This is a genomic window from Micromonospora sp. NPDC005161 (assembly GCF_053599855.1).
In genome coordinates this window covers 287,168-305,264 of record NZ_JBSFYQ010000002.1, presented here as the reverse complement: position 1 = coordinate 305,264, position 18,097 = coordinate 287,168, and the positions used below count along the sequence as shown (strand labels likewise).

Annotated in this window: 19 protein-coding genes; 12 read left to right on the top strand and 7 right to left on the bottom strand. The window is 72.2% G+C overall.

Going from position 1 to position 18,097, the window contains the following annotated elements; all coding sequences use genetic code 11:
- Nucleotides 1–30: 30 nt before the first annotated feature.
- The 4 genes from corA to ACWD5O_RS03590 all read right to left on the bottom strand — a co-directional run bounded on the left by corA (nucleotide 31) and on the right by ACWD5O_RS03590 (nucleotide 3,655).
- Nucleotides 31–1,179: a magnesium/cobalt transporter CorA gene (gene corA / locus ACWD5O_RS03605; protein ID WP_354967191.1), complete on the bottom strand. Its 1,149-nt coding sequence runs from the start codon at nucleotides 1,177–1,179 to the stop codon at nucleotides 31–33.
- Nucleotides 1,180–1,501: 322 nt separating this feature from the next.
- Nucleotides 1,502–2,596 carry an aminotransferase-like domain-containing protein gene (locus ACWD5O_RS03600; RefSeq protein WP_387325086.1) on the bottom strand — a complete coding sequence of 365 codons (1,095 nt, stop codon included), beginning with the start codon at nucleotides 2,594–2,596 and terminating at the stop codon, nucleotides 1,502–1,504.
- 106 nt (nucleotides 2,597–2,702) lie between these two features.
- The gene (locus ACWD5O_RS03595; protein WP_387325083.1) at nucleotides 2,703–3,161 is read right to left on the bottom strand and encodes an ester cyclase; all 459 of its coding nucleotides are present in this window, start codon (nucleotides 3,159–3,161) and stop codon (nucleotides 2,703–2,705) included.
- Between the two features lie 101 nt (nucleotides 3,162–3,262).
- Nucleotides 3,263–3,655: a CBS domain-containing protein gene (locus ACWD5O_RS03590; RefSeq protein ID WP_387325080.1), complete on the bottom strand. Its 393-nt coding sequence runs from the start codon at nucleotides 3,653–3,655 to the stop codon at nucleotides 3,263–3,265.
- A 114-nt stretch (nucleotides 3,656–3,769) separates the two neighbouring features.
- Here ACWD5O_RS03590 and ACWD5O_RS03585 point away from each other — a divergent pair, with 114 nt between their 5' ends.
- The 5 genes from ACWD5O_RS03585 (at nucleotide 3,770) to ACWD5O_RS03565 (ending at nucleotide 7,546) form a co-directional block, all read left to right on the top strand.
- Complete coding sequence (locus ACWD5O_RS03585) at nucleotides 3,770–4,219, top strand: NUDIX hydrolase (RefSeq protein ID WP_387325077.1); 450 nt, start codon at nucleotides 3,770–3,772, stop codon at nucleotides 4,217–4,219.
- Complete coding sequence (locus tag ACWD5O_RS03580; protein WP_387325074.1) at nucleotides 4,216–4,983, top strand: hypothetical protein; 768 nt, start codon at nucleotides 4,216–4,218, stop codon at nucleotides 4,981–4,983. Before ACWD5O_RS03585 ends, ACWD5O_RS03580 begins: the two co-directional genes overlap by 4 nt.
- A 79-nt stretch (nucleotides 4,984–5,062) precedes the next feature.
- Nucleotides 5,063–5,794, top strand: a complete 732-nt coding sequence (locus ACWD5O_RS03575) for a phosphocholine cytidylyltransferase family protein (RefSeq protein ID WP_354967186.1) — start codon at nucleotides 5,063–5,065, stop codon at nucleotides 5,792–5,794.
- Nucleotides 5,782–6,849, top strand: coding sequence for an iron-containing alcohol dehydrogenase family protein (locus ACWD5O_RS03570; RefSeq protein WP_449936769.1), 1,068 nt, complete (start codon nucleotides 5,782–5,784; stop codon nucleotides 6,847–6,849). The genes ACWD5O_RS03575 and ACWD5O_RS03570 overlap by 13 nt, the downstream gene beginning before the upstream one ends.
- Complete coding sequence (locus ACWD5O_RS03565; protein ID WP_354967184.1) at nucleotides 6,824–7,546, top strand: CDP-alcohol phosphatidyltransferase family protein; 723 nt, start codon at nucleotides 6,824–6,826, stop codon at nucleotides 7,544–7,546. Before ACWD5O_RS03570 ends, ACWD5O_RS03565 begins: the two co-directional genes overlap by 26 nt.
- Before the next feature lie 106 nt (nucleotides 7,547–7,652).
- On the opposite strand, the gene ACWD5O_RS03560 is transcribed toward ACWD5O_RS03565, so the two are convergent.
- Entirely contained in the window at nucleotides 7,653–8,921 is a 1,269-nt protein-coding gene (locus tag ACWD5O_RS03560; protein WP_449936771.1) for a glycosyltransferase family 4 protein, read from the bottom strand.
- Nucleotides 8,922–8,945: 24 nt separating this feature from the next.
- Between ACWD5O_RS03560 and ACWD5O_RS03555 the strand changes: the two genes are divergently transcribed.
- From ACWD5O_RS03555 to ACWD5O_RS03540, 4 genes are all read left to right on the top strand, one after another.
- On the top strand, nucleotides 8,946–9,806 hold the full coding sequence (locus tag ACWD5O_RS03555) for an Fpg/Nei family DNA glycosylase (protein WP_354967182.1): 861 nt from the start codon (nucleotides 8,946–8,948) through the stop codon (nucleotides 9,804–9,806).
- 264 nt (nucleotides 9,807–10,070) lie between these two features.
- Entirely contained in the window at nucleotides 10,071–11,642 is a 1,572-nt protein-coding gene (locus tag ACWD5O_RS03550) for a sugar transferase (protein WP_354967222.1), read from the top strand.
- Nucleotides 11,643–11,680: 38 nt separating this feature from the next.
- Entirely contained in the window at nucleotides 11,681–12,907 is a 1,227-nt protein-coding gene (locus ACWD5O_RS03545) for a sensor histidine kinase (protein ID WP_354967181.1), read from the top strand.
- On the top strand, nucleotides 12,904–13,665 hold the full coding sequence (locus ACWD5O_RS03540; RefSeq protein WP_089018492.1) for a LytR/AlgR family response regulator transcription factor: 762 nt from the start codon (nucleotides 12,904–12,906) through the stop codon (nucleotides 13,663–13,665). Before ACWD5O_RS03545 ends, ACWD5O_RS03540 begins: the two co-directional genes overlap by 4 nt.
- Before the next feature lie 54 nt (nucleotides 13,666–13,719).
- Here ACWD5O_RS03540 and ACWD5O_RS03535 read toward each other — a convergent pair whose 3' ends face one another.
- Nucleotides 13,720–14,553, bottom strand: a complete 834-nt coding sequence (locus ACWD5O_RS03535; RefSeq protein ID WP_449936775.1) for a hypothetical protein — start codon at nucleotides 14,551–14,553, stop codon at nucleotides 13,720–13,722.
- A gap of 14 nt (nucleotides 14,554–14,567) precedes the next feature.
- Nucleotides 14,568–15,059 carry a sigma-70 family RNA polymerase sigma factor gene (locus ACWD5O_RS03530; protein WP_449936777.1) on the bottom strand — a complete coding sequence of 164 codons (492 nt, stop codon included), beginning with the start codon at nucleotides 15,057–15,059 and terminating at the stop codon, nucleotides 14,568–14,570.
- 139 nt (nucleotides 15,060–15,198) lie between these two features.
- On the opposite strand from ACWD5O_RS03530, the gene ACWD5O_RS03525 reads away from it, so the two are divergent.
- From ACWD5O_RS03525 to ACWD5O_RS03515, 3 genes are all read left to right on the top strand, one after another.
- Nucleotides 15,199–15,849, top strand: coding sequence for a DUF5701 family protein (locus tag ACWD5O_RS03525; protein ID WP_354967178.1), 651 nt, complete (start codon nucleotides 15,199–15,201; stop codon nucleotides 15,847–15,849).
- A gap of 158 nt (nucleotides 15,850–16,007) precedes the next feature.
- A complete protein-coding gene (locus ACWD5O_RS03520) occupies nucleotides 16,008–16,421 on the top strand; it encodes a DUF485 domain-containing protein (protein WP_354967177.1) in 414 nt (137 codons plus the stop codon).
- A gap of 1 nt (nucleotide 16,422) precedes the next feature.
- Entirely contained in the window at nucleotides 16,423–18,063 is a 1,641-nt protein-coding gene (locus ACWD5O_RS03515) for a sodium/solute symporter (RefSeq protein ID WP_449936780.1), read from the top strand.
- Nucleotides 18,064–18,097 lie beyond the last annotated feature (34 nt).

Sequence of the window (18,097 nt, the reverse complement as noted above, 5' to 3'; positions counted from 1 at the left end):
CCGCGCCCGCCGGCGCTTTCGCGCGCGGCGTCAGAGCCAGCCGTTGCGGCGGAACCATCGGTAGAGGGCCAGGGAGACGCCGAGCATCAGGGCGAGTACGACGGGATAGCCGTACGTCATGTTCAGCTCGGGCATGTTGTCGAAGTTCATCCCCTCGACGCCCGCGATGGAGGTCCAGACCGCGGCGATGGCCGCCCACGCGGCGATCTTGCGCATGTCGTTGTTCTGGTCGACGGTGACCTGGGCCAGCCGCGCCTGGAGGATCGAGTTCAGCAGGTCGTCGTAGGAGTTCACCTGCTCGACGGTGCGGCTGAGATGGTCCTGCACGTCCCGGAAGTAGCGCCGAATCTCCTTCGGAACCTCCCGGTTGACCTGCGAGGTCAACGTCATCAACGGCCGCTGCAGCGGCACCACGGCCCGCTTGAACTCCACCAGCTCCCGCTTCATCTGGTAGATCCGCTGAATCCGCCCATGGCCGTTGCGGTCGAAGACCTCGGCCTCCAGTACGTCGAGGTCGTCCTCGATCTGCTCGGCGACCTCCAGGTAGAGGTCGACCACCCGGTCGGTGATCGCGTACGCGACCGACCACGGGCCCTGGAGCAGCAGGTCCTGCTTGGTCTCCAGGTCGGCACGGACCGGGGAGAGCCGGCAGGCGTCGCCGTGCCGGACGCTGATCAGGAAGTTCGGGCCGATGAAGAGCATCACCTGGCCGGTCTCGACGACCTCGGAGTTCTCGTTCAGCTCGGCATGCTCGCAGTACCGGGCGGTGCGCAGCACCAGGAAGCTGACGTCGCCGAACCGCTCCAACTTCGGACGCTGCTGGGCCTTCACCGCGTCCTCGACGGCCAGCTCGTGCAGCCCGTAGGTGTCCGCGATGGCGGTCATCTCGGCCAGTTCGGGCTCATGCAGCCCGAGCCAGACGAAGCCGTGCTCCTCGCGGCGGGCCGCGGCCAGCGCATCGGCGTACGTCCAGTCGCCGGGTTGCCGCTTGCCGTCGACGTAGAGCGCGCAGTCGACGACGCCGCTGCGCCCGGTGCCGGCCGGGGTCGGCACGGGCGGCGAGCCGTCGGCGTTGAGGATCCGGGTCATCGCCCGGACCGGTGACGGCCACGCCCGGGGTCGCAGCACCCGAGCGGCGTGCGACGGTGTGGTCCCGTCCTGACCTGCCCGATCCGTCATCGCGCCACCTCCCCGCGCTCGGCTGCGGCTTGAGGCTACGCCGATCCCGGCGGAGGGCACGTGTGACGGCGGTCGCGTGGGGCGACGCCGGGCGGGCCGTGCCGCATCGGGGGGTGTGGGGACGACACGGCCCACCCGGCGCCTGTGGGGGCGGGGGTTGTGCTGCACGCGTCACCGGGGCGGGGGTTGGCCCGGGAAAACCGGACGGCGATCTCCACTGCACCTGACGGGTGACGCTCGCAGCATTGTGAGCCGCCGGCCGCCCCGGCGGGAGTCCCGCGACGACCGGCATCGTCGTTCTGTCAGGAAATTGACATAAAGCTCAGCCGCGGACGGCCTCGACGGCCGCCGCGAGCCGGCGGACACCCTCGTCGATCCGGTCGGCGGTGACCGCCGAGAAGGCCAGCCGCAGGGCGTGCTGCCCGCCGTCCAGCATGAAGTCGCTGCCCTTGACCACGGCGACCCCACGCTCGGCCGCCGCGGAGGCGAGCCGGTCGACCAGCACGTCGTCCGGGAACTCCACCCAGAGGAAGTAGCCGCCGTCCGGCTCCACGAACCGGGCCTGCGGCAGGTGCCGGCGCAGCGACTCGGCGAGCACCCCGGCCCGCTCGCCCAGCGCCGCCCGGACGGTCTCGATCGAGCGGTCGATGTCGCCGGAGACGCAGAACTGGTGCACGATCGCCTGGGACACCATGCCGGGCGAGATGTAGAGGCTGGTCGCGTTCTTGGCGATGTCGGCGATCAGATCCGCCGAGCCGACCAGGTATCCGACCCGCACGCCCGGGCAGACCGTCTTGGTGAAGCTCGACGCGTGCACCACCACGTTGCGGGTGTCCAGCGAGAGCATCGACGGCAGTGCCTCGCCGCGGAACCGGACGTCCGCGTACGGGTCGTCCTCGAAGATCGTGAACTCGTACTCCGCGGCCAGGTCGAGCAGCTCCCGGCGCTTCTCCAGGGAGAGCGTCATGCCGGCCGGGTTCTGGTAGTTCGGGATGACGTGCGCCAGCCGGGGCCGGACCCCGGACTCCAGCAACTTGCGCAGCTCGGCGGTGTCCAGGCCGTCCGGCTGGACCGAGACACCGTGCAGCTCGCTGCCCATTCGCTGGAGGTTGAGCAGCGTCCGGTCGTACGTCGGCCGTTCCACCACCACCGCGTCGCCGGGGCGGACCAGGTGGTCGAAGAGGAACGCGTCGGCCTGCAGCGACCCGTTGGTGACCAGCACCTGATTGGCTTCGACCCCGTGCTTCTCGGCGATCCACTTTCGCAGCGGACCGTAGCCGACGGAGGTGCCGTAGGCCGTGACCCCGGCTGGGTCGGCGTCGAAGGCGCGGATGGCGGCGGCCTTGAGCCCCTCGACATCGACGATGTCCAGCGAGGGAGCCCCACGGGCGAAGGAGATCAGCTGCTCGGCGGTCATGGATGTTGAGCGTACGGGCGGCGGCGGGGGACGCGCCGACGGCACGGCGATGTCCGCATCCTGAGCCACCGGGTCGGGTGACCCGGCTCCACCGGTCGGCGTCAGATCAGACCGGAAGGCCGAGCGAGTCGTGCTGCGCTCCCCGGGAAAGTCCCTCCAGCTGCACGCCGAGCGCGTCGAGGAGCTGGCTCCAGTCGAAGTAGGACCGCCAGGCGACGATCCGTCCCCGGCGGGCCCGAACCACGTCGGCCACGTCCCAGCTCACCGTGCGGCCGGTGGGCGCGACGGTGCCGAACGGCGAGTGCAGCGTGCCGGCGTGGGTGCCGCTCAGGCGCAGCTCCACGGCCGCGCCCCCGGCCGTGCGCACCGCGCCCAGCGGGTCGACCCGCAGGTCCGGGAAGGCGCCGGTCCAGGTCCGCAGCAGCGCGGGCAACTCGATCGGGCGGACCGTGACGCCCGGCATGGAGTAGAACGCCTCCGCGGCGTAGAGGTCCGGCAGCCGGGCCACGTCCCGACGCAGGAGCATGGCGTACTGCTGCTCGACCAGGCGCTCCGCGTCGCGCATCGGACCCTCCCCCACGGGCCACGGCGTCTCCGCTCCCGCAAGGTATCCCTACCCGTCGATCCGGCCGGCACACCTGCCCGCCCGAACCCCGGTGCGCCCGGTCAGATCGCGGCGACCACCTGGCTCTCCGCCCAGACCCGCATGATGTCCCGGACGGAGATCACCCCCGCCACCTCACGGCCGTCCAGCACCACCAGGTGCCGGAACCCGCCCCGGGCCATCGCGGCGGCCGCCTCGGCCACCGTCCAGTCCGGGCCGGCGTAGACCACGTCCCAGGTCAGGTGAGCGCCGGTGCGTTCCACGTCGCAGTCCAGGCCGGCGCCGATGGCCTTCAACACGTCGCGTTCGGTCATGATCCCGATCCCCTCGGAGTCCGGGTCGATCACGACCGCCGACCCGACACCACGGGCCGACATCATCCGGGCCGCCTGGCGGAGCGTGTGCTCCGGACCGACGACGAGGACCTGGCTGGACATCGCTTCCCGTACCTGCATCACGCATCACCCCTTTGGGACGGTGGCATCCGGTACCGACATGGTGGTCCGTGAATGACTCCTGGACAAGACCGGGCATCGCCGTTTCGCCGGCACGCTCGCTACTGTCGGACGGTGTCCACCGAGCCCCTGCGCTGCGCCGGCGCGCTGATCGTCGACCACGACGGCCGGATCTTCTTTCAGCGCCGCTCGCCGCACCGGCGCCTCTTTCCCAACTGCTGGGACATCGTCGGCGGCCACCTGGAGCCGGGCGAGGACGTCGACGAGGCGCTCCGGCGGGAGGTCACCGAGGAGACCGGCTGGACCCTCTCGCACGTCCTCGGTCAGGTGGGTGAGTACCACTACGTCGGCGACGACGGTCTCGCCCGGATCGAGCACGACTTCCTGGTCCGGGTGGACGGCGACCTGGGCCACCCGAAGCTGGAGGCCGGCAAGCACACCGAGTACCGGTGGCTGGCCGAGCACGAGGTGACCGTTCTGGACGAGCACCGCCACGTCAACGACGGGCTGATCCGGCGGATCGCGGAGGAGGGCTTCGCCGTCCTGCGGTCGATCGGTCTGTGAACACCGTCGAGCTGGCGCCGCACCGGTTCGCCGGTCTGCTCGCCCCGGCCGTGGACCGGGCCTTCGTCGCCGGCATGCTGGCCGGTCGGAACGGTGGTGGCGCCGAGCTGAGCCAGCGGTACGGCGGGCCGGCCGCGACCGGCTTCCTGGTGGAGCTGCGCACCCGGCTGGCCGCACCCAGCGGCACGGTGGACGGGCCGGGGTTCGCGGCGATCACCCGGTACCGCGACCCGGTCGTCTGCCACCGGAGCGTGGACAAGCACGTGGCGCACGGCATGATCCACCGCCGCCCGGACGGCGGGCTCTCCGCCACCGACCGCGGTGCCGCGTTCCTCACCGAGCTGTACCAGGTGCACGCCGAGGTCACCGAGGAGCTGTGGGCCGGGCAGGACGAGCGGGTGCCGCGGCTGGTCGCGGCGCTCGGCCGGCTGCTGGCGTACGCCCTGGTGCTGGCCGACGAGGAGGGGGACCGGGACGCGTCGGCGTTCGCCGCGATGGCGCCCCCGTACGAGCCGGACGGCACCCCGCCGGGCGTGCTGCTGCTCAACCGGCTCGGCACGATGCGCTACCACCGGGCCGACGCGCACGCCGCCGCCTGGACCGCCGCCGGGCACACCGCGTCGAGCATCGCCGCCCTGCCGGCCGGCCCGGAGCGGCTCGCCATCGAGCTGGAGACCGACCGGCGGGCGGCCGGCCCGTACGCCGTGCTCAGCGCGGAGGAGCGGTTGACCATGCTCGCCGACCTGGCGGCGCTGCCCGGCTGACCTGGTTGACCGGAGCGGCTCGTCCACGCGGGGCTATCCTCCACCGGTGACGGGGAGCAGGACGAGGGAGGATGTCGGGATGATCGGGATGGTGCTCGCGGCCGGGGCAGGGCGCCGGCTGCGCCCGTACACCGACACGCTGCCCAAGGCGTTGGTGCCGGTGGACGGGGAGACCACGATCCTGGACATCGCGCTGGGCAACCTGGCCGAAGTCGGGCTCACCGACATCGTGATCGTGGTCGGCTACGCGGCGGACGCGGTCCGCGAGCGGCAGGCCGACCTGGAGAAGCGGTACGGGGTCACGCTCACCCTGGTGCAGAACGACAAGGCCGAGGAGTGGAACAACGCCTACTCGCTCTGGCTGGCCCGGGAGTACTTCGCGCGCGGGGTACTGCTGGTCAACGGGGACACCGTGCACCCGGTGAGCGTGGAGAAGACCCTGCTCGCGGAGCGTGGGCCAGGCATCCTGCTCGCCGTGGACACGCTCAAGCCGCTGGCCGAGGAGGAGATGAAGACCATCTTCGACGCCGCCGGCCAGCTCACCCGGATCACCAAGGTGATGGACCCGGGCGAGGCGTACGGGGAGTACATCGGCGCCACGCTGATCGAGCCGCAGGTCGCCGACGCCCTCGCCGACGCGCTGGAGGCCACCTGGCGGCGCGACCCGAACCTGTACTACGAGGACGGCTACCAGGAGTTCGCCGACCGGGGTGGCGAGGTGCGGGCGGCGCCGATCGGCGACGTGCCCTGGGTCGAGGTCGACAACCACGCCGACCTGGCCCGCGCGCGGGAGATCGCGTGCCGCTACTAGCCCGAAGCGTGCTGACCCCGCTCCACATCGACGTGCGGCGGGGCGCGGTGGCCGACCTCGGCGCGATCCTGGCGGACGGGCGAATCTCCGCCGGCGGCGACGTCGCGGTGGTGGTCGGTCCGGGCCAGGGTGCCCAGATCGCCGAGCTGATCCGACCGTCACTGCGGTCGGCCGACGTGTTCACCGTCGCCGGGGCGACTCTGGACGCCGCCGACGACCTGGGCGGCAAGCTGCGCGCCCGCTCGTACGACGCGGTGGTCGGCATCGGCGGCGGCAAGACCATAGACGTGGCGAAGTACGCGGCCACCCGGCGGGGCCTGCCGATGGTCTCGGTGGCCACCAGCCTGGCCAACGATGGCATCGCCTCCCCGGTGGCGAGCCTGATCACCGATGGGATCAAGGGTTCCTACGGGGTGCACATCCCGATCGCGGTGATCGTTGACCTGGACTTCGTGGAAAGCGGTCCTGACCGGCACAACCGAGCCGGCATCGGTGACGTCATCAGTAACATCAGCGCGTTGGCGGACTGGGAGCTCGCCCGCCAGGTACGCGGCGAGCCCGTCGACGGACTGGCCGCGTCACTGGCCCGGGCGGGCGCCGAAGCGGTGCTGAACCATCCGGGCGACATGACCGACGACGCGTTCGTCACCGTGCTGGCCGAGGCGTTGATCTCCAGCGGCCTCGCCATGGCGGTCTGCGGCACCAGTCGCCCGTCCAGCGGCGGCTGCCACGAGATCATGCACGCGGTGGACGCGCTCTTCCCCGGCACCGCCTCGCACGGCGAGCTGGCCGGGCTGGGCGCGCTCTTCTGCACCTGGCTGCGTGGGGATCTCCGCCGCTTCGGGGAGATGTCGGCCTGTCTGTCCCGGCACGCGCTGCCCCGGCTTCCCGCCGAGGTGGGGCTGACCGACGACCAGTTCGTCGAGGCGGTGCAGTTCGCACCGCGCACCCGACCGGACCGGTACACGATCCTCGAGCACCTGGCGTTGTCGCCTACCGAGACGCGGGAGCGGCTGGCAGACTACGCCGGTGCAATCCGCGACCAGCTTGGCTGACCCCCGTCCCACCATCGCCGACTTCCACCGGGTGAACCGGGGCGGTGGTCTGTTCAGCGAGTCGATCAGCCAGTGGCTGGGCGCCGCCTTCGCGCTGGTCGCCCAGCGGCTGGGGCTGCGGCCGACCACGCTGACCATCACCAACCTGGTGCTCGGGTTGGCGACCTCGGTCACCGTGGTGGCGCTCGCCGGCCCGGTCGCGGCCGGTGACGTGCCGGCCTGGGTGGTCGGCGTGCTCGCCCTGGTGGGCTGGCAGGTGGCGTACTCCCTGGACTGTGCGGACGGGCAACTGGCCCGGGTGACCGGCCAGGGCAGCGCGGCCGGTGCCCGGGTCGATGTGCTGTGCGACGTGGCCGCGCAGATCGCCCTGGTGGCGGCGCTGGCCGCCACGGCGGTGGCGCAGGAGCCGTCGACCCCGACCTGGCTGGTGGCGACCTTCGCCGGCACCTGGATGGTCAACCTGGTCACCTCGGTGATGCAGGCCGGCCCGAACGCGGCCAGCATGGTCACCTCGACCTCGCTGCCGGTCCGCCTGGTGAAGCTGGTCCGTGACTACGGCGCGGTGATCTTCGTGGCCGCCCTGGTGCTGGCCGTGGCCCCCGCGCTGGTCCTCTGGGTGATCGTCGCGTTCACCATCGTCAACGGCGGCTTCCTGCTGGCGAGCATCGCCTTCTCCGCCCGCGCCTCCATGCGCTGACCCCCACCGGGTCCGCCGGTGCGCCGGCCGCCGGAAGGGGGGACGGCCACCCTGGGAAGCAGCGGGCGGTGGGCGTGGCGGGCGGTGGGCGGAAGCACGGCCGAGGTCAGCGGCGGTGCGCGGTACGGGCCATGCCGGCATAGATGTTGATGAGCTGCTTGGTGACCACGTCGGGGTGGAAGGTCCGCTCGTAGCGGGCGCGGGCGGCCGGGGCCAGCCCGGCGGCACCGGCCCGGGCCACCGGTAGCGCGGCGGCCAGCGCGGCCGGCTCCGGGGCGACCACCCAGCCGGCCTCACCCTGACCGATTCCGGCCGGCATCGGCGACCCGCCGCCCCCGGCGACGGCGGAGGCGACCTCGGCCGGCCCGGTGCCGGCGGGCTCGTGCGGGGCGTCCGCCCCAACCAGGTACGGGATGCCACCCAACGCGGTGCCGAGCACCGGCCGGCCACTGGACATCGCCTCGATGATCACGGTCGGCAGCACGTCGTGCCACATGGCGGCGGCGATCACCACCGCGCTCGCCTCGACCGCCGCCCGCACTCCGGCCCGGTCGAGCTGACCGAGGTAGACCACGTCGGGTCGCTCGGCGGCGGCGGCCTCCACCAGCGGGCGCAACTCGCCGTCCCCGGCCACGCGCAGCGGGCCCAGTGCGCCCACCGGATGCCGGCGCCAGGCGTCCAGCAGCAGGTCGACGCCCTTCTCGGGGCTCAGCCGGGCCATGAAGAGAAAACCGTCACCGAGCGGCGCGGGCCGGCCCGGATCTGGCACGGCGTTCGGCTTCACCACGATCCGTTCGTCCGGAATGCCGTAGTCGCTCAGGTGGTCGGCGATCGCCGTGGTCAGCGCGATGTACCGGTCCACCGACCGCCAGGTTCCCCGGTGCACGGCCAGGGTGGTCGCCATCAGCGCACTCTGCGCCGCCGAGTCGCGGTAGCAGCGATGCTTGATCGCCGGCACCCCCAATGCCCGGCCCTTGCAGTCCTGACAGATCACGCCGTCGCGGAAGTAGATCCCCGAGGAGCAGACCTGTCGGTAGTTGTGCACCGTCTGCACCACCGGCACGCCGTGCCGGTGCGCGGTCCGCACCACCCAGGGCGAGAGCAGCGGGTACGGGTTGTGCAGGTGCAGCGCGTCCGGCCGATGCTCGGTGAGCAGCCGGCTCAGGTCGTGCTGGGCCCGGGGCGCCCAGATCGGCGAGATCGGCAGCAGCGCCTTCGCCACCTTCGACATCGACGGGATCTCGTCCGAGCTGCGAATGAACGGCAGCACCTCCACGCCGGCGGCGGCGAGCTGAGCGATCTCCGAGTCGACGATCGTGTTCTCGCCGGAGGGCTGGGCTTCCCGGTACCGGTTGTGTGCCACCACGATTCTCACGGGAAAGAAGGCTACCGTTGGCTGGTGCCCGAACTACCGGAGGTTGAGGCGCTCGCGGGTTACCTGCGACAGCGCGCGGTGGGGCGGCGTGTCGACCGGCTCGAGGTCGCCGCGATCAGCGCCCTGAAAACGTACGACCCGGCACCGACCGCGGTCGCCGGGCGGGCGGTGGTCGACGCCCGCCGGCACGGCAAGTTCCTCGACGTGCTCGTCGAGGGCGACCTGCACCTGGTGGTCCACCTGGCCCGGGCGGGTTGGCTGCACTACCGGGAGGCGTTCCCGGCCACCACCCCGCTGCGCCCCGGCAAGGGCCCGATCGCGCTGCGGGTCCGCCTCGACGACGGTTCCGGGTTCGACCTCACCGAGGCCGGCACGCAGAAGAAGCTGGCCGCGTACCTGGTCACGGACCCGTCGGCGGTGCCCGGCGTGGCCAAGCTGGGCCCGGACGCGCTCGCCGCGGACCTGCCCACCTTTGCCGAGCGGCTGCGCAGCCGGCGCGGGCAGGTCAAGGGGGTGCTGACCGATCAGGCGGTGCTGTCCGGGGTGGGCAACGCGTACTCCGACGAGATCCTGCACGCGGCGAAGCTGTCCCCGTTCGCGATCACCGACCGGCTCACCGACGACCAGCTCGCCACTCTGCACGCGGCTACCCGGCAGGTGCTCGGCGACGCGGTCCAGCGGTCCCTCGGGCAGCGTGCCGCGGAGCTGAAGGGCGAGAAGCGCTCCGGGTTGAAGGTGCACGCCCGCACCGGCCTTCCCTGCCCGGTCTGCGGTGACACCGTGCGGGAGGTGTCGTTCGCTGACTCGAGCCTTCAGTACTGCCCGACGTGCCAGACCGGCGGCAAGCCGCTCGCTGACCGACGGTTGTCCCGCCTCGTACGGTGAGTAATCCCACTCGGCGATTACGGAGCGGAATCGACCCGACTGGGCCGAAGCGCCGGTCCACGGTTCCCGCCACACGCGCATCCATCGGTATAGTGGCCCGGTCCCCGGCTTCTGAAATGGTGCGGAGCCGGCCAGATCCCGCCGGCACCATCGGTCGCCAATCCTTTCCGGGGCCGCGACCGGTCGGATCCCGCGTGGGAGACTGGGACGGTGGGCGACCCGGGCCCTCACGGCGAGTGAGCGGCACGTGTCATGCGGGAGGACATGGGTGAGGTGACGGCAAGCCTCCAGCGCCCGGTAACCAACGAAGGCCGGAGCAGACTCGTGCGGCACGTCGACAGCTTCGAAATCCAGCCGCCGACCCCGCCGTCGCACAACGGCGTCCCCCGGTCGGCATGGGCCAGGGCGCGACGCCGTGTCTCCCGCTGGCACCGCCCCTACACGGCGATCCTCCTCGTGCTCGATTTCGGGGCGGCGGCCTTCGCCAGCTGGATCGCGATCCAGCTCTTCGATCAGGCGGCCTCCGGTTTCTCCGGCACCAAGCAGGACCCGACCTGGTTCCACACCATCTCCTATCTCCTGCTCCCACTCGGTTGGGTGATCATCCTCTGGGGCAACCGGGCCTACGACCGGCGTTACCTGGGGCTCGGGCCGGACGAGTTCAAGCGCGTGATCCGGGGCGCGGTGACGGTCGCCGCGAGCGTCTCGTTCCTCGCCTTCGCCACTGTGACCCAGCTCTCCCGGTACACGGTGGGCACCGCGCTGGTGGGCGCCACCGTGCTGATCCTCTGGGGCCGTTTCGTGGCCCGCTGGGCGCTGCACTACATCCGCCGCCGGGCCGGCCAGGCCGCGCACCGGATGGTGCTGGTCGGCACCCTGCCGGAGTGCCTGGAGGTCTACGCGGCGGTCACCCGCAGCCCGAACGCCGGGCTGGTGCCGGTCGCCATCCACATCACCGACGGCTACGCCGCGGCCCGGGGGATGCCGACCCCGGTGCCGGTGCACGCCGGCCGGGACGTGCTGGCCCTGGTCCGGGAGGTCGGCGGGGACACCATCGCGATCTGCGGGTCGGCCAGCGCCGAGCCGGGTGAGCTGCGCCGGCTGGCCTGGCAGTTGGAGGGCTCCGGCGTCGATCTGGTGGTCGCGCCCCAGCTGACCGACATCGCCGGTCCCCGGGTGCACATCCGGCCGATCGAGGGTCTGCCGCTGCTGCACGTCGAGGAGCCGACCCTCTCCGGGCCGGCGCTGCTGGCCAAGAACCTGATGGATCGGGTCGCCGCCGGCCTCGGTCTGCTGCTGCTGGCTCCGCTCTTCCTCTCCATCGCCGTGGCGATCCGGATCTCCGACCCCGGGCCGGTCTACTTCCGCCAGCCGCGGGTGGGGCACGAGGGACGCACGTTCCGGGTGTGGAAGTTCCGGACCATGTACGTCGACGCCGAGGACCGGCTGGCGAGCCTGGTCGACCGGAACGAGACCGACGGCATGCTGTTCAAGATGAAGGAGGACCCGCGGGTCTTCCCCGTGGGCCGCTTCCTGCGGGCCACCTCGCTGGACGAGCTGCCGCAGCTGATCAACGTGCTCTGGGGTGAGATGTCGCTGGTCGGGCCCCGCCCGTTGCCGGCCGACGATGGCGACTTCCTGGGCGACGTGCGCCGCCGGCTGCTGGTCCGCCCCGGCATGACCGGCCTGTGGCAGGTCTCCGGCCGCTCGGACCTGTCCTGGGACGAGTCCGTCCGGCTCGACCTCTACTACGTCGACAACTGGTCGTTGGCGTACGACCTGAGCATCCTGTGGCGCACCGTGGGGGTCGTGCTCGCCCGCAAGGGCGCGTACTAGGGGTTGGCTCGCCGGCCCGGAGGGGCCAGGATCGCTGCGTGGGTGGCAACCTCTCCGCCGTCGTCGGCGTCGTCTCACTGGTCACCGCGCTGACCGCGGCCCTGTTGGCGGTGCTGCGCCTGCGTGCCCGCCGGGGCATCGCCACCGCCACCCAGCGGGCCACCTACGAGGTGCTGCACACCGCCGGGCTGGCCGCCGAACCGCTGCGGGCGGGGCTGAGCGCGGCGGGCGCGGCGAAGGCCGTACGCCATCTGCGGGCTCTGGTGGGGGCGGTCGGGCTGGCGCTCACCGACGCCGACGTGGTGCTCGCCCTCGATGGACGCGGCGCGCACCACGGCGAGCAACTGCTCGCGGCGGCCCGCCGGGCGATGGAGACCGGGCGCTCGACGGTGCTCGGTGAATCCGAGCTGCGCTGTGACCGGGTGGACTGCCCGATCCGGGGAGCGGTGGTCGCACCCCTGCAGGGCGCGGACGGCCGGGTGGTCGGCGCGCTGGTGGCGATCGCCGACAGCCCGCCGGCGCCCGGGCTGGTGCAGGCCACCCTGGAGACCGCGCACTGGGCCGGCAACCAGCTCGCCCTGGCTGAGCTGGACTCGTCGCGGGAGCGGCTCGCGCGGGCCGAGATCCGGGCGCTGCGGGCGCAGATCAGCCCGCACTTCATCTACAACGCGCTGACCGCGATCGGCTCGTTCGTGCGCACCGACCCGGAGCGGGCCCGCGAGCTGATCCTGGAGTTCGCGGAGTTCACCCGGTACTCGTTCCGGGCGCACGGGGAGTTCACCACGCTGGCCGAGGAGCTGCGGTCGATCGACCGCTACCTGACCATCGAGCGGGCCCGGTTCGGCGACCGGTTGCAGGTGCGGTTGCAGATCGCCCCGGAGGTGCTGCCGGTGACGCTGCCGTTTCTCTGCCTGCAGCCGCTCGTGGAGAACGCGGTCCGGCACGGGTTGTCCCGCAAGCCGGGCACAGGCATGGTGAGCATCGAGGCCCGGGACGCGGGTGCCGAATGCCACATCACCGTGGAGGACGACGGGGTGGGAATGGATCCGACCACGCTGACCGCCGGCATCGCCGAGCTGGCCCGCAGCACCGGCGACCCAGGCGACGAGACGGGCCAGCACGTCGGCCTCTCCAACGTCGACGAGCGCCTGCGGTCCGTCTTCGGGGACCGGTTCGGCCTGGTCGTCGAGACCGGACTCGGCTCGGGCACCAGGGTGAGCATGCGGGTGCCGAAGTTCCATCCCGGCGTGCGGGCCGGGTCGTGAGCGCATCCGGTTTCCTCCGGGTGCTGGCGGTGGACGACGAGCCGCCCGCGCTCGACGAGCTGGCGTACCACCTGCGGGCCGACCCCCGGGTGGCCCGTCTGCACACGGCGGGGGACGCCACCGAGGCGCTGCGGCTGCTCCGCGACGGTGACGTGGACGTGGTCTTCCTGGACATCCGGATGCCCGGCCTGGACGGCATGGAGCTGGCCCGGGTGCTGCGCCGGTTCGCCCGGCCACCGGCGATCGTCTTCGTCACCGCGTACGACGACGGCGCGGTGGACGCCTTCGACCTGGGGGCCACCGACTACGTACGCAAACCGGTGCGCGCCGAGCGGCTGGCCGAGTCGCTGCGCCGGGTGATCGGTTCGCGGGTGGTGCCGTCGCATCCGGCGGCGCTGGCCCGGGCCGAGGAGGACCCGACCATCCCGATCGAGTTGGCCGGCACCACCCGGATGCTGCCCCGCTCGGCGGTGCGCTGGGTGGAGGCCCAGGGGGACTACGCCCGGTTGCACACGGCGGAGGGGTCACACCTGGTGCGGGTCTCGCTGGCCACGCTCGCCGAGCGGTGGGCCGACGCCGGTTTCGTCCGGGTGCACCGGTCGTACCTGGTCCAGCTGAAGTTGATCGCGGAGCTGCGGCTGGTCAACTCCGGCTACGTGGTGGTGATCGACGGGACGGAACTGCCGGTGAGTCGGCGGCACACCCGGGAGCTGAAGGACAAGCTGGTGCGGGCGGCGAAGCAGGACTGGAACCGGTGACCCCGGCTCCCAGCCCCGCTCACCCTCGTCGGATCCTCTCCGCCTCGGCGATCGTCAGGCCTTGACCTGGTCGGCGATCGCCAGTGCGATGGCCTTCAGCTGCTCCATGGACAGCGGAGCCTGCGCCTGCGCGGGAACGGCCGACTCGTCGACCCCGACCATGTTCAGCACGTCCGCCTGGAGCGCCCGGTTGCCGGGCAACTGGATCGCGACGAGGTACTGCACGCTCTTCTGCCGCTTACCGGTCAGCGTCTCGATCTTCATCTGGGCGCCGCTCGGGGTCGTGCCCGCCTCGCACATCCTGCGGTAACGGCTGTCCTCGTGGATGCCCGGCGGCAGCTGGCACGGCCAGTGAAACCCGGCCGGTCCGTCGGACGCGTCCGGATACACGTCCGGTGTGACCGACACGCCCAGGGAACCCTTGCGCCCCTGGTAGGAGATGCCGGAGGAGGTACCGACGAAGTCCGGGGTGCCCCGGTGGGTGAACTCTGGCGGCTGCCCGTCCGGCTTGCGAGGCTCGCCGACGTAGTCCGGCATCCAGGTCCACTTCGCGCCGGGCGCCACCGTCCGCAGCGCCCGGTCCAGCTCCTGGCTGAGGCGCTTGGCGGTGGCGTCGGCCGTCTCGTCGGTGTCGAAGACCAGGCGGAACCGGGTGTCCGCAGCGGGCGAGGAGGCAGCGGCCTGCGGCGTGGTCGGTGCCGCACCGGGCTCCTGATGGCGTACGGCGGCGCTGACGCCGCCGGCCACCGCCAGAGCCAGCACGGCGGCGAACGAGCCGCCGAGCCGCCGGGCGGCCCTGGCCCGCCGCTCCCGCCGGACGATGCCCCTGACATCGACCTTGGGCGGCGGGGGGGTGCCGATCAACTCGTCGAACAGTTGGTGACTCATCTGGTGCCTCCCGCTCAGTACTGACGGTTGACGGCGGTGCGCAGGTTCGCCAGCCCGCGTGCGGACTGGCTCTTGACGGTGCCGGCGGAGATGCCGAGCATCCTGGCGGTCTCCTCGACCGAGTAGTCGAGGTAGAAGCGCAGGACGAGCACCGTCCGTTGCTTCGGGGCGAGCGAGCGCAGCAACGCGGCGAGCCCGTCGCGATCGGTCACCGTCTCCGGCACGGCGCCGGCCACGTCCGGCACCTCCGCCCACGACTGCTCCCGGTTGCTCCAGGGCCGGCGCCGCTCGTCGAGCCAGGAGCGGGTCAGGACCCGCTGCGCGTACGCGTCGCGGTTCTCCGCCCGACGCACCGTGCGCCAGCTCCGGTAGAGCTTCGCCACCGTGACCGAGACGACGTCGTCGGCGGCGTGCCAGTCCTGACAGAGCAGGAACGCGCTCCGTCGCCAGCGGTCCATCCGGTCCGCGACGAAGTCGTGGAAGTCGTCCTCCTCGGCCCGCCTCACCGCGGTCTTCCCTCTTTGCTGACCATCACGGTCGTACGACGGAGTCGTCGCCCACGAGGGTTGCATCACGCAGCGGGAATAACCCATCCTTGTCGTACGTCGTACGGTATCCCGAGCGAACGACGAATGGAGCCCGCCCGTGTTCGACGCCGCCACCGAATTCGACCGCCAGCTCGACCGCCTGGTGGAGCTGGGATACCCGGCGCTCGCCGACCTGACCGAGGACGCCTTCCGTGCCGTGGTCGCCCCACTCCGCGCGGCGGCGATCGCGGGCGCGGCCGGGCTGCCCGCACCGACCGAGGGCCGGGTGCCGTTCCTGCTGGTCATCACCCGCGACCTGGCAACGGTCGAGCAGCGGCTGGCACTCACCACGCTGGCCGGCAAGCGCAAGCCCGGCTTCCTCGACCGGCACTACGGCGAGGACGACCTGCCGAAGTTCGATCCGATCAAGGAACTGGAGGTGCCGCCGGGTCCCGCGTACCTGCTTTTCGATGTGGACCGCGGTGAGGAGACGCTGAACCTGGCCCCCGCGTCTGCGATGGAGGTGATCATCGGCCAGGACCGACTGCCGCTCACCATCGACGAGGGGCTCGCCTTCGTCACCCTGTACCCAGCGGCGCTGGCGAAGAACAAGTGCTTCTCGCTGGTCGGCTCGCGCTGCGGCGACAAGCGGGTGCCAGCGATCTGGATCAGCCAGGGCGCGCCAAAACTGGGCTGGTGCTGGCACGGCAACCCGCACACCTGGCTCGGCTCCGCCTCCGCCCGCCCGGAACGCGTCGGGCTGGAGTGAGGACGACGCCGGTGGGCTGCCAGGCGGGGCCCGCACGGCGATGCCCACTGGGTTATCCACAGGGGTGACCCGTTCTCCACAGGTTATTCACAATGCCACCCACTGCGCTGGTGAACGAGACTGCTTGACATTCCGGCAGGGCGGGTGAGACTGCCGGGGTGGCCGAGCGACTCCCAGACGTGGGGCCCGGCGGTACGGCACCGCCGCCCCGCCGGACCCGGATCGTGCTGGCCGACATCACCCGGCAGGACACCCGCGCCGAGCGGACCCGCGCCGAACTGGCGCAGCAGACGCAGGTCGGCGAGGCGCTGGTCCGCGGCCTGGTCCGGGCCCAGCTCGCGCTGGCGCTGCGGCTCTCGCTCGTGGTGGCCATCGGGCTCGGCGGGCTGCCCTGGCTGTTCGCCATCGCACCGTCGCTCGGCCGGACGACGGTCGCCGGCGTCAACCTGCCCTGGCTGCTGCTGGGGGTGGCGTCCTTCCCGTTCCTGATCGCGGTGGGCTGGGCGTACGTGCGGCTGGCCGAGCGCAACGAGCAGGACTTCACCGACCTGGTGCAGCGGCCGGAGCGCTGAGGTGGGCAACGACTACGTGGTCCCGGCTATCGTCGCGGTCACCCTGGTCACCGTCGGGATCGGCTTCTACGGGCTGCGGCTGGCCCGGACCACCTCCGATTTCCTGGTCGCCTCCCGGGTGATCAGTCCGACCTGGAACGCCGCCGCCATCGGCGGGGAGTACCTGTCGGCGGCTAGCTTCCTCGGCATCGCCGGCCTCGTCCTCAAGTACGGCGTGGACGTGCTCTGGTACCCGGTCGGATTCGCTGCCGGCTACCTCGCCCTGCTGCTCTTCGTGGCCGCACCGCTGCGCCGCTCGGGCGCGTTCACCCTGCCCGACTTCTGCGAGCTGAGGCTGGGATCGCGCCGGCTGCGCATCCTGGCCACCGCCTTCGTGATCTTCATCGGGTGGCTCTACCTGGTGCCACAGCTCCAGGGCGCGGGGCTCACCCTGGCCACGGTGACCGGCTCCCCGTACCCGCTCGGCGCCCTGCTGGTGGCAGCCGTCGTCACCGCGAACGTGGCGCTCGGCGGGATGCGGGCGATCACCTTCGTCCAGGCGTTCCAGTACTGGCTCAAGCTGACCGCGCTCGCCGTACCGGCGATCTTCCTGGCGTTGCAGTGGCAGGCCGATGCCCGGCCGGCGGTGACCCCTCCCGACGGGCCGACGTTCCGGACCGCGACCACCGTCGTGGTCGAGCACCGCGCGACCCTCACCCTGCCCGACGGCGACGTCCGGGAGGTGAGCCCCGGCGATGAGCTGACCTTCACCGCGGGCGACCCGGTGCCGGAGGTGTCCGGAGTCGCCACCGACGCCGGCGACTGGCTGCTGCCCAGCACCGCCGGCGACGACGACCGGGGCCTGTTCGCCACGTACTCGCTGATTCTGGCCACCTTCCTGGGCACCATGGGTCTGCCGCACGTGCTGGTCCGCTTCTACACCAATCCCGACGGCGCGGCGGCCCGCCGGACCACGCTGGTCGTGCTGGCCCTGGTCGGCGCCTTCTACCTGCTCCCGACCCTGTACGGGGTGCTCGGTCGGATCTACACCCCGCAGTTGCTGGTCAGCGGGCAGACCGACGCGGTGGTGGTGCTGCTGCCCGGCGCGGCCCTCGGCGACGGGCTGGTCGGGCGGCTGCTCGCCGCGCTGGTCGCGGCGGGCGCGTTCGCGGCTTTCCTCTCCACCTCGTCCGGTCTGCTGACCAGCGTCGCCGGGGTGATCTCGACGGACGTGCTCGGCCGAGGCTCGGTGCGCGGCTTCCGGCTGGCCACGGTGATCGCCGGGGGCGTGCCGGCGGTGCTGGCGCTCAACCTCGCCGGGCTGGACGTGTCGCAGGTGGTCGGGCTCGCCTTCGCGGTCGCCGCGTCGAGTTTCTGCCCTCTGCTGGTGCTCGGCATCTGGTGGCGCGGATTGACCGATCTGGGCGCCGCCGCCGGTGTGCTGGTTGGCGGCGGCGCGGCGATCGGCGCGGTGCTGGTCACCGTGCTCGGCCCGCCGCTGTCCGGCTGGCCGGCCACGCTCACCGCGCAGCCGGCCGCCTGGACGGTGCCCCTGGCCTTCACCGTGATGGTCGCGGTGTCGGTGGCGACCCGTCGGCGGGCCCCCGCCGACGTCGCTGCCACCATGCTCCGCCTGCACACCCCCGAGGCCCTCCGCATGTAGGAGACGTCCGTCCTGGGGATGACGACGGGTCCGC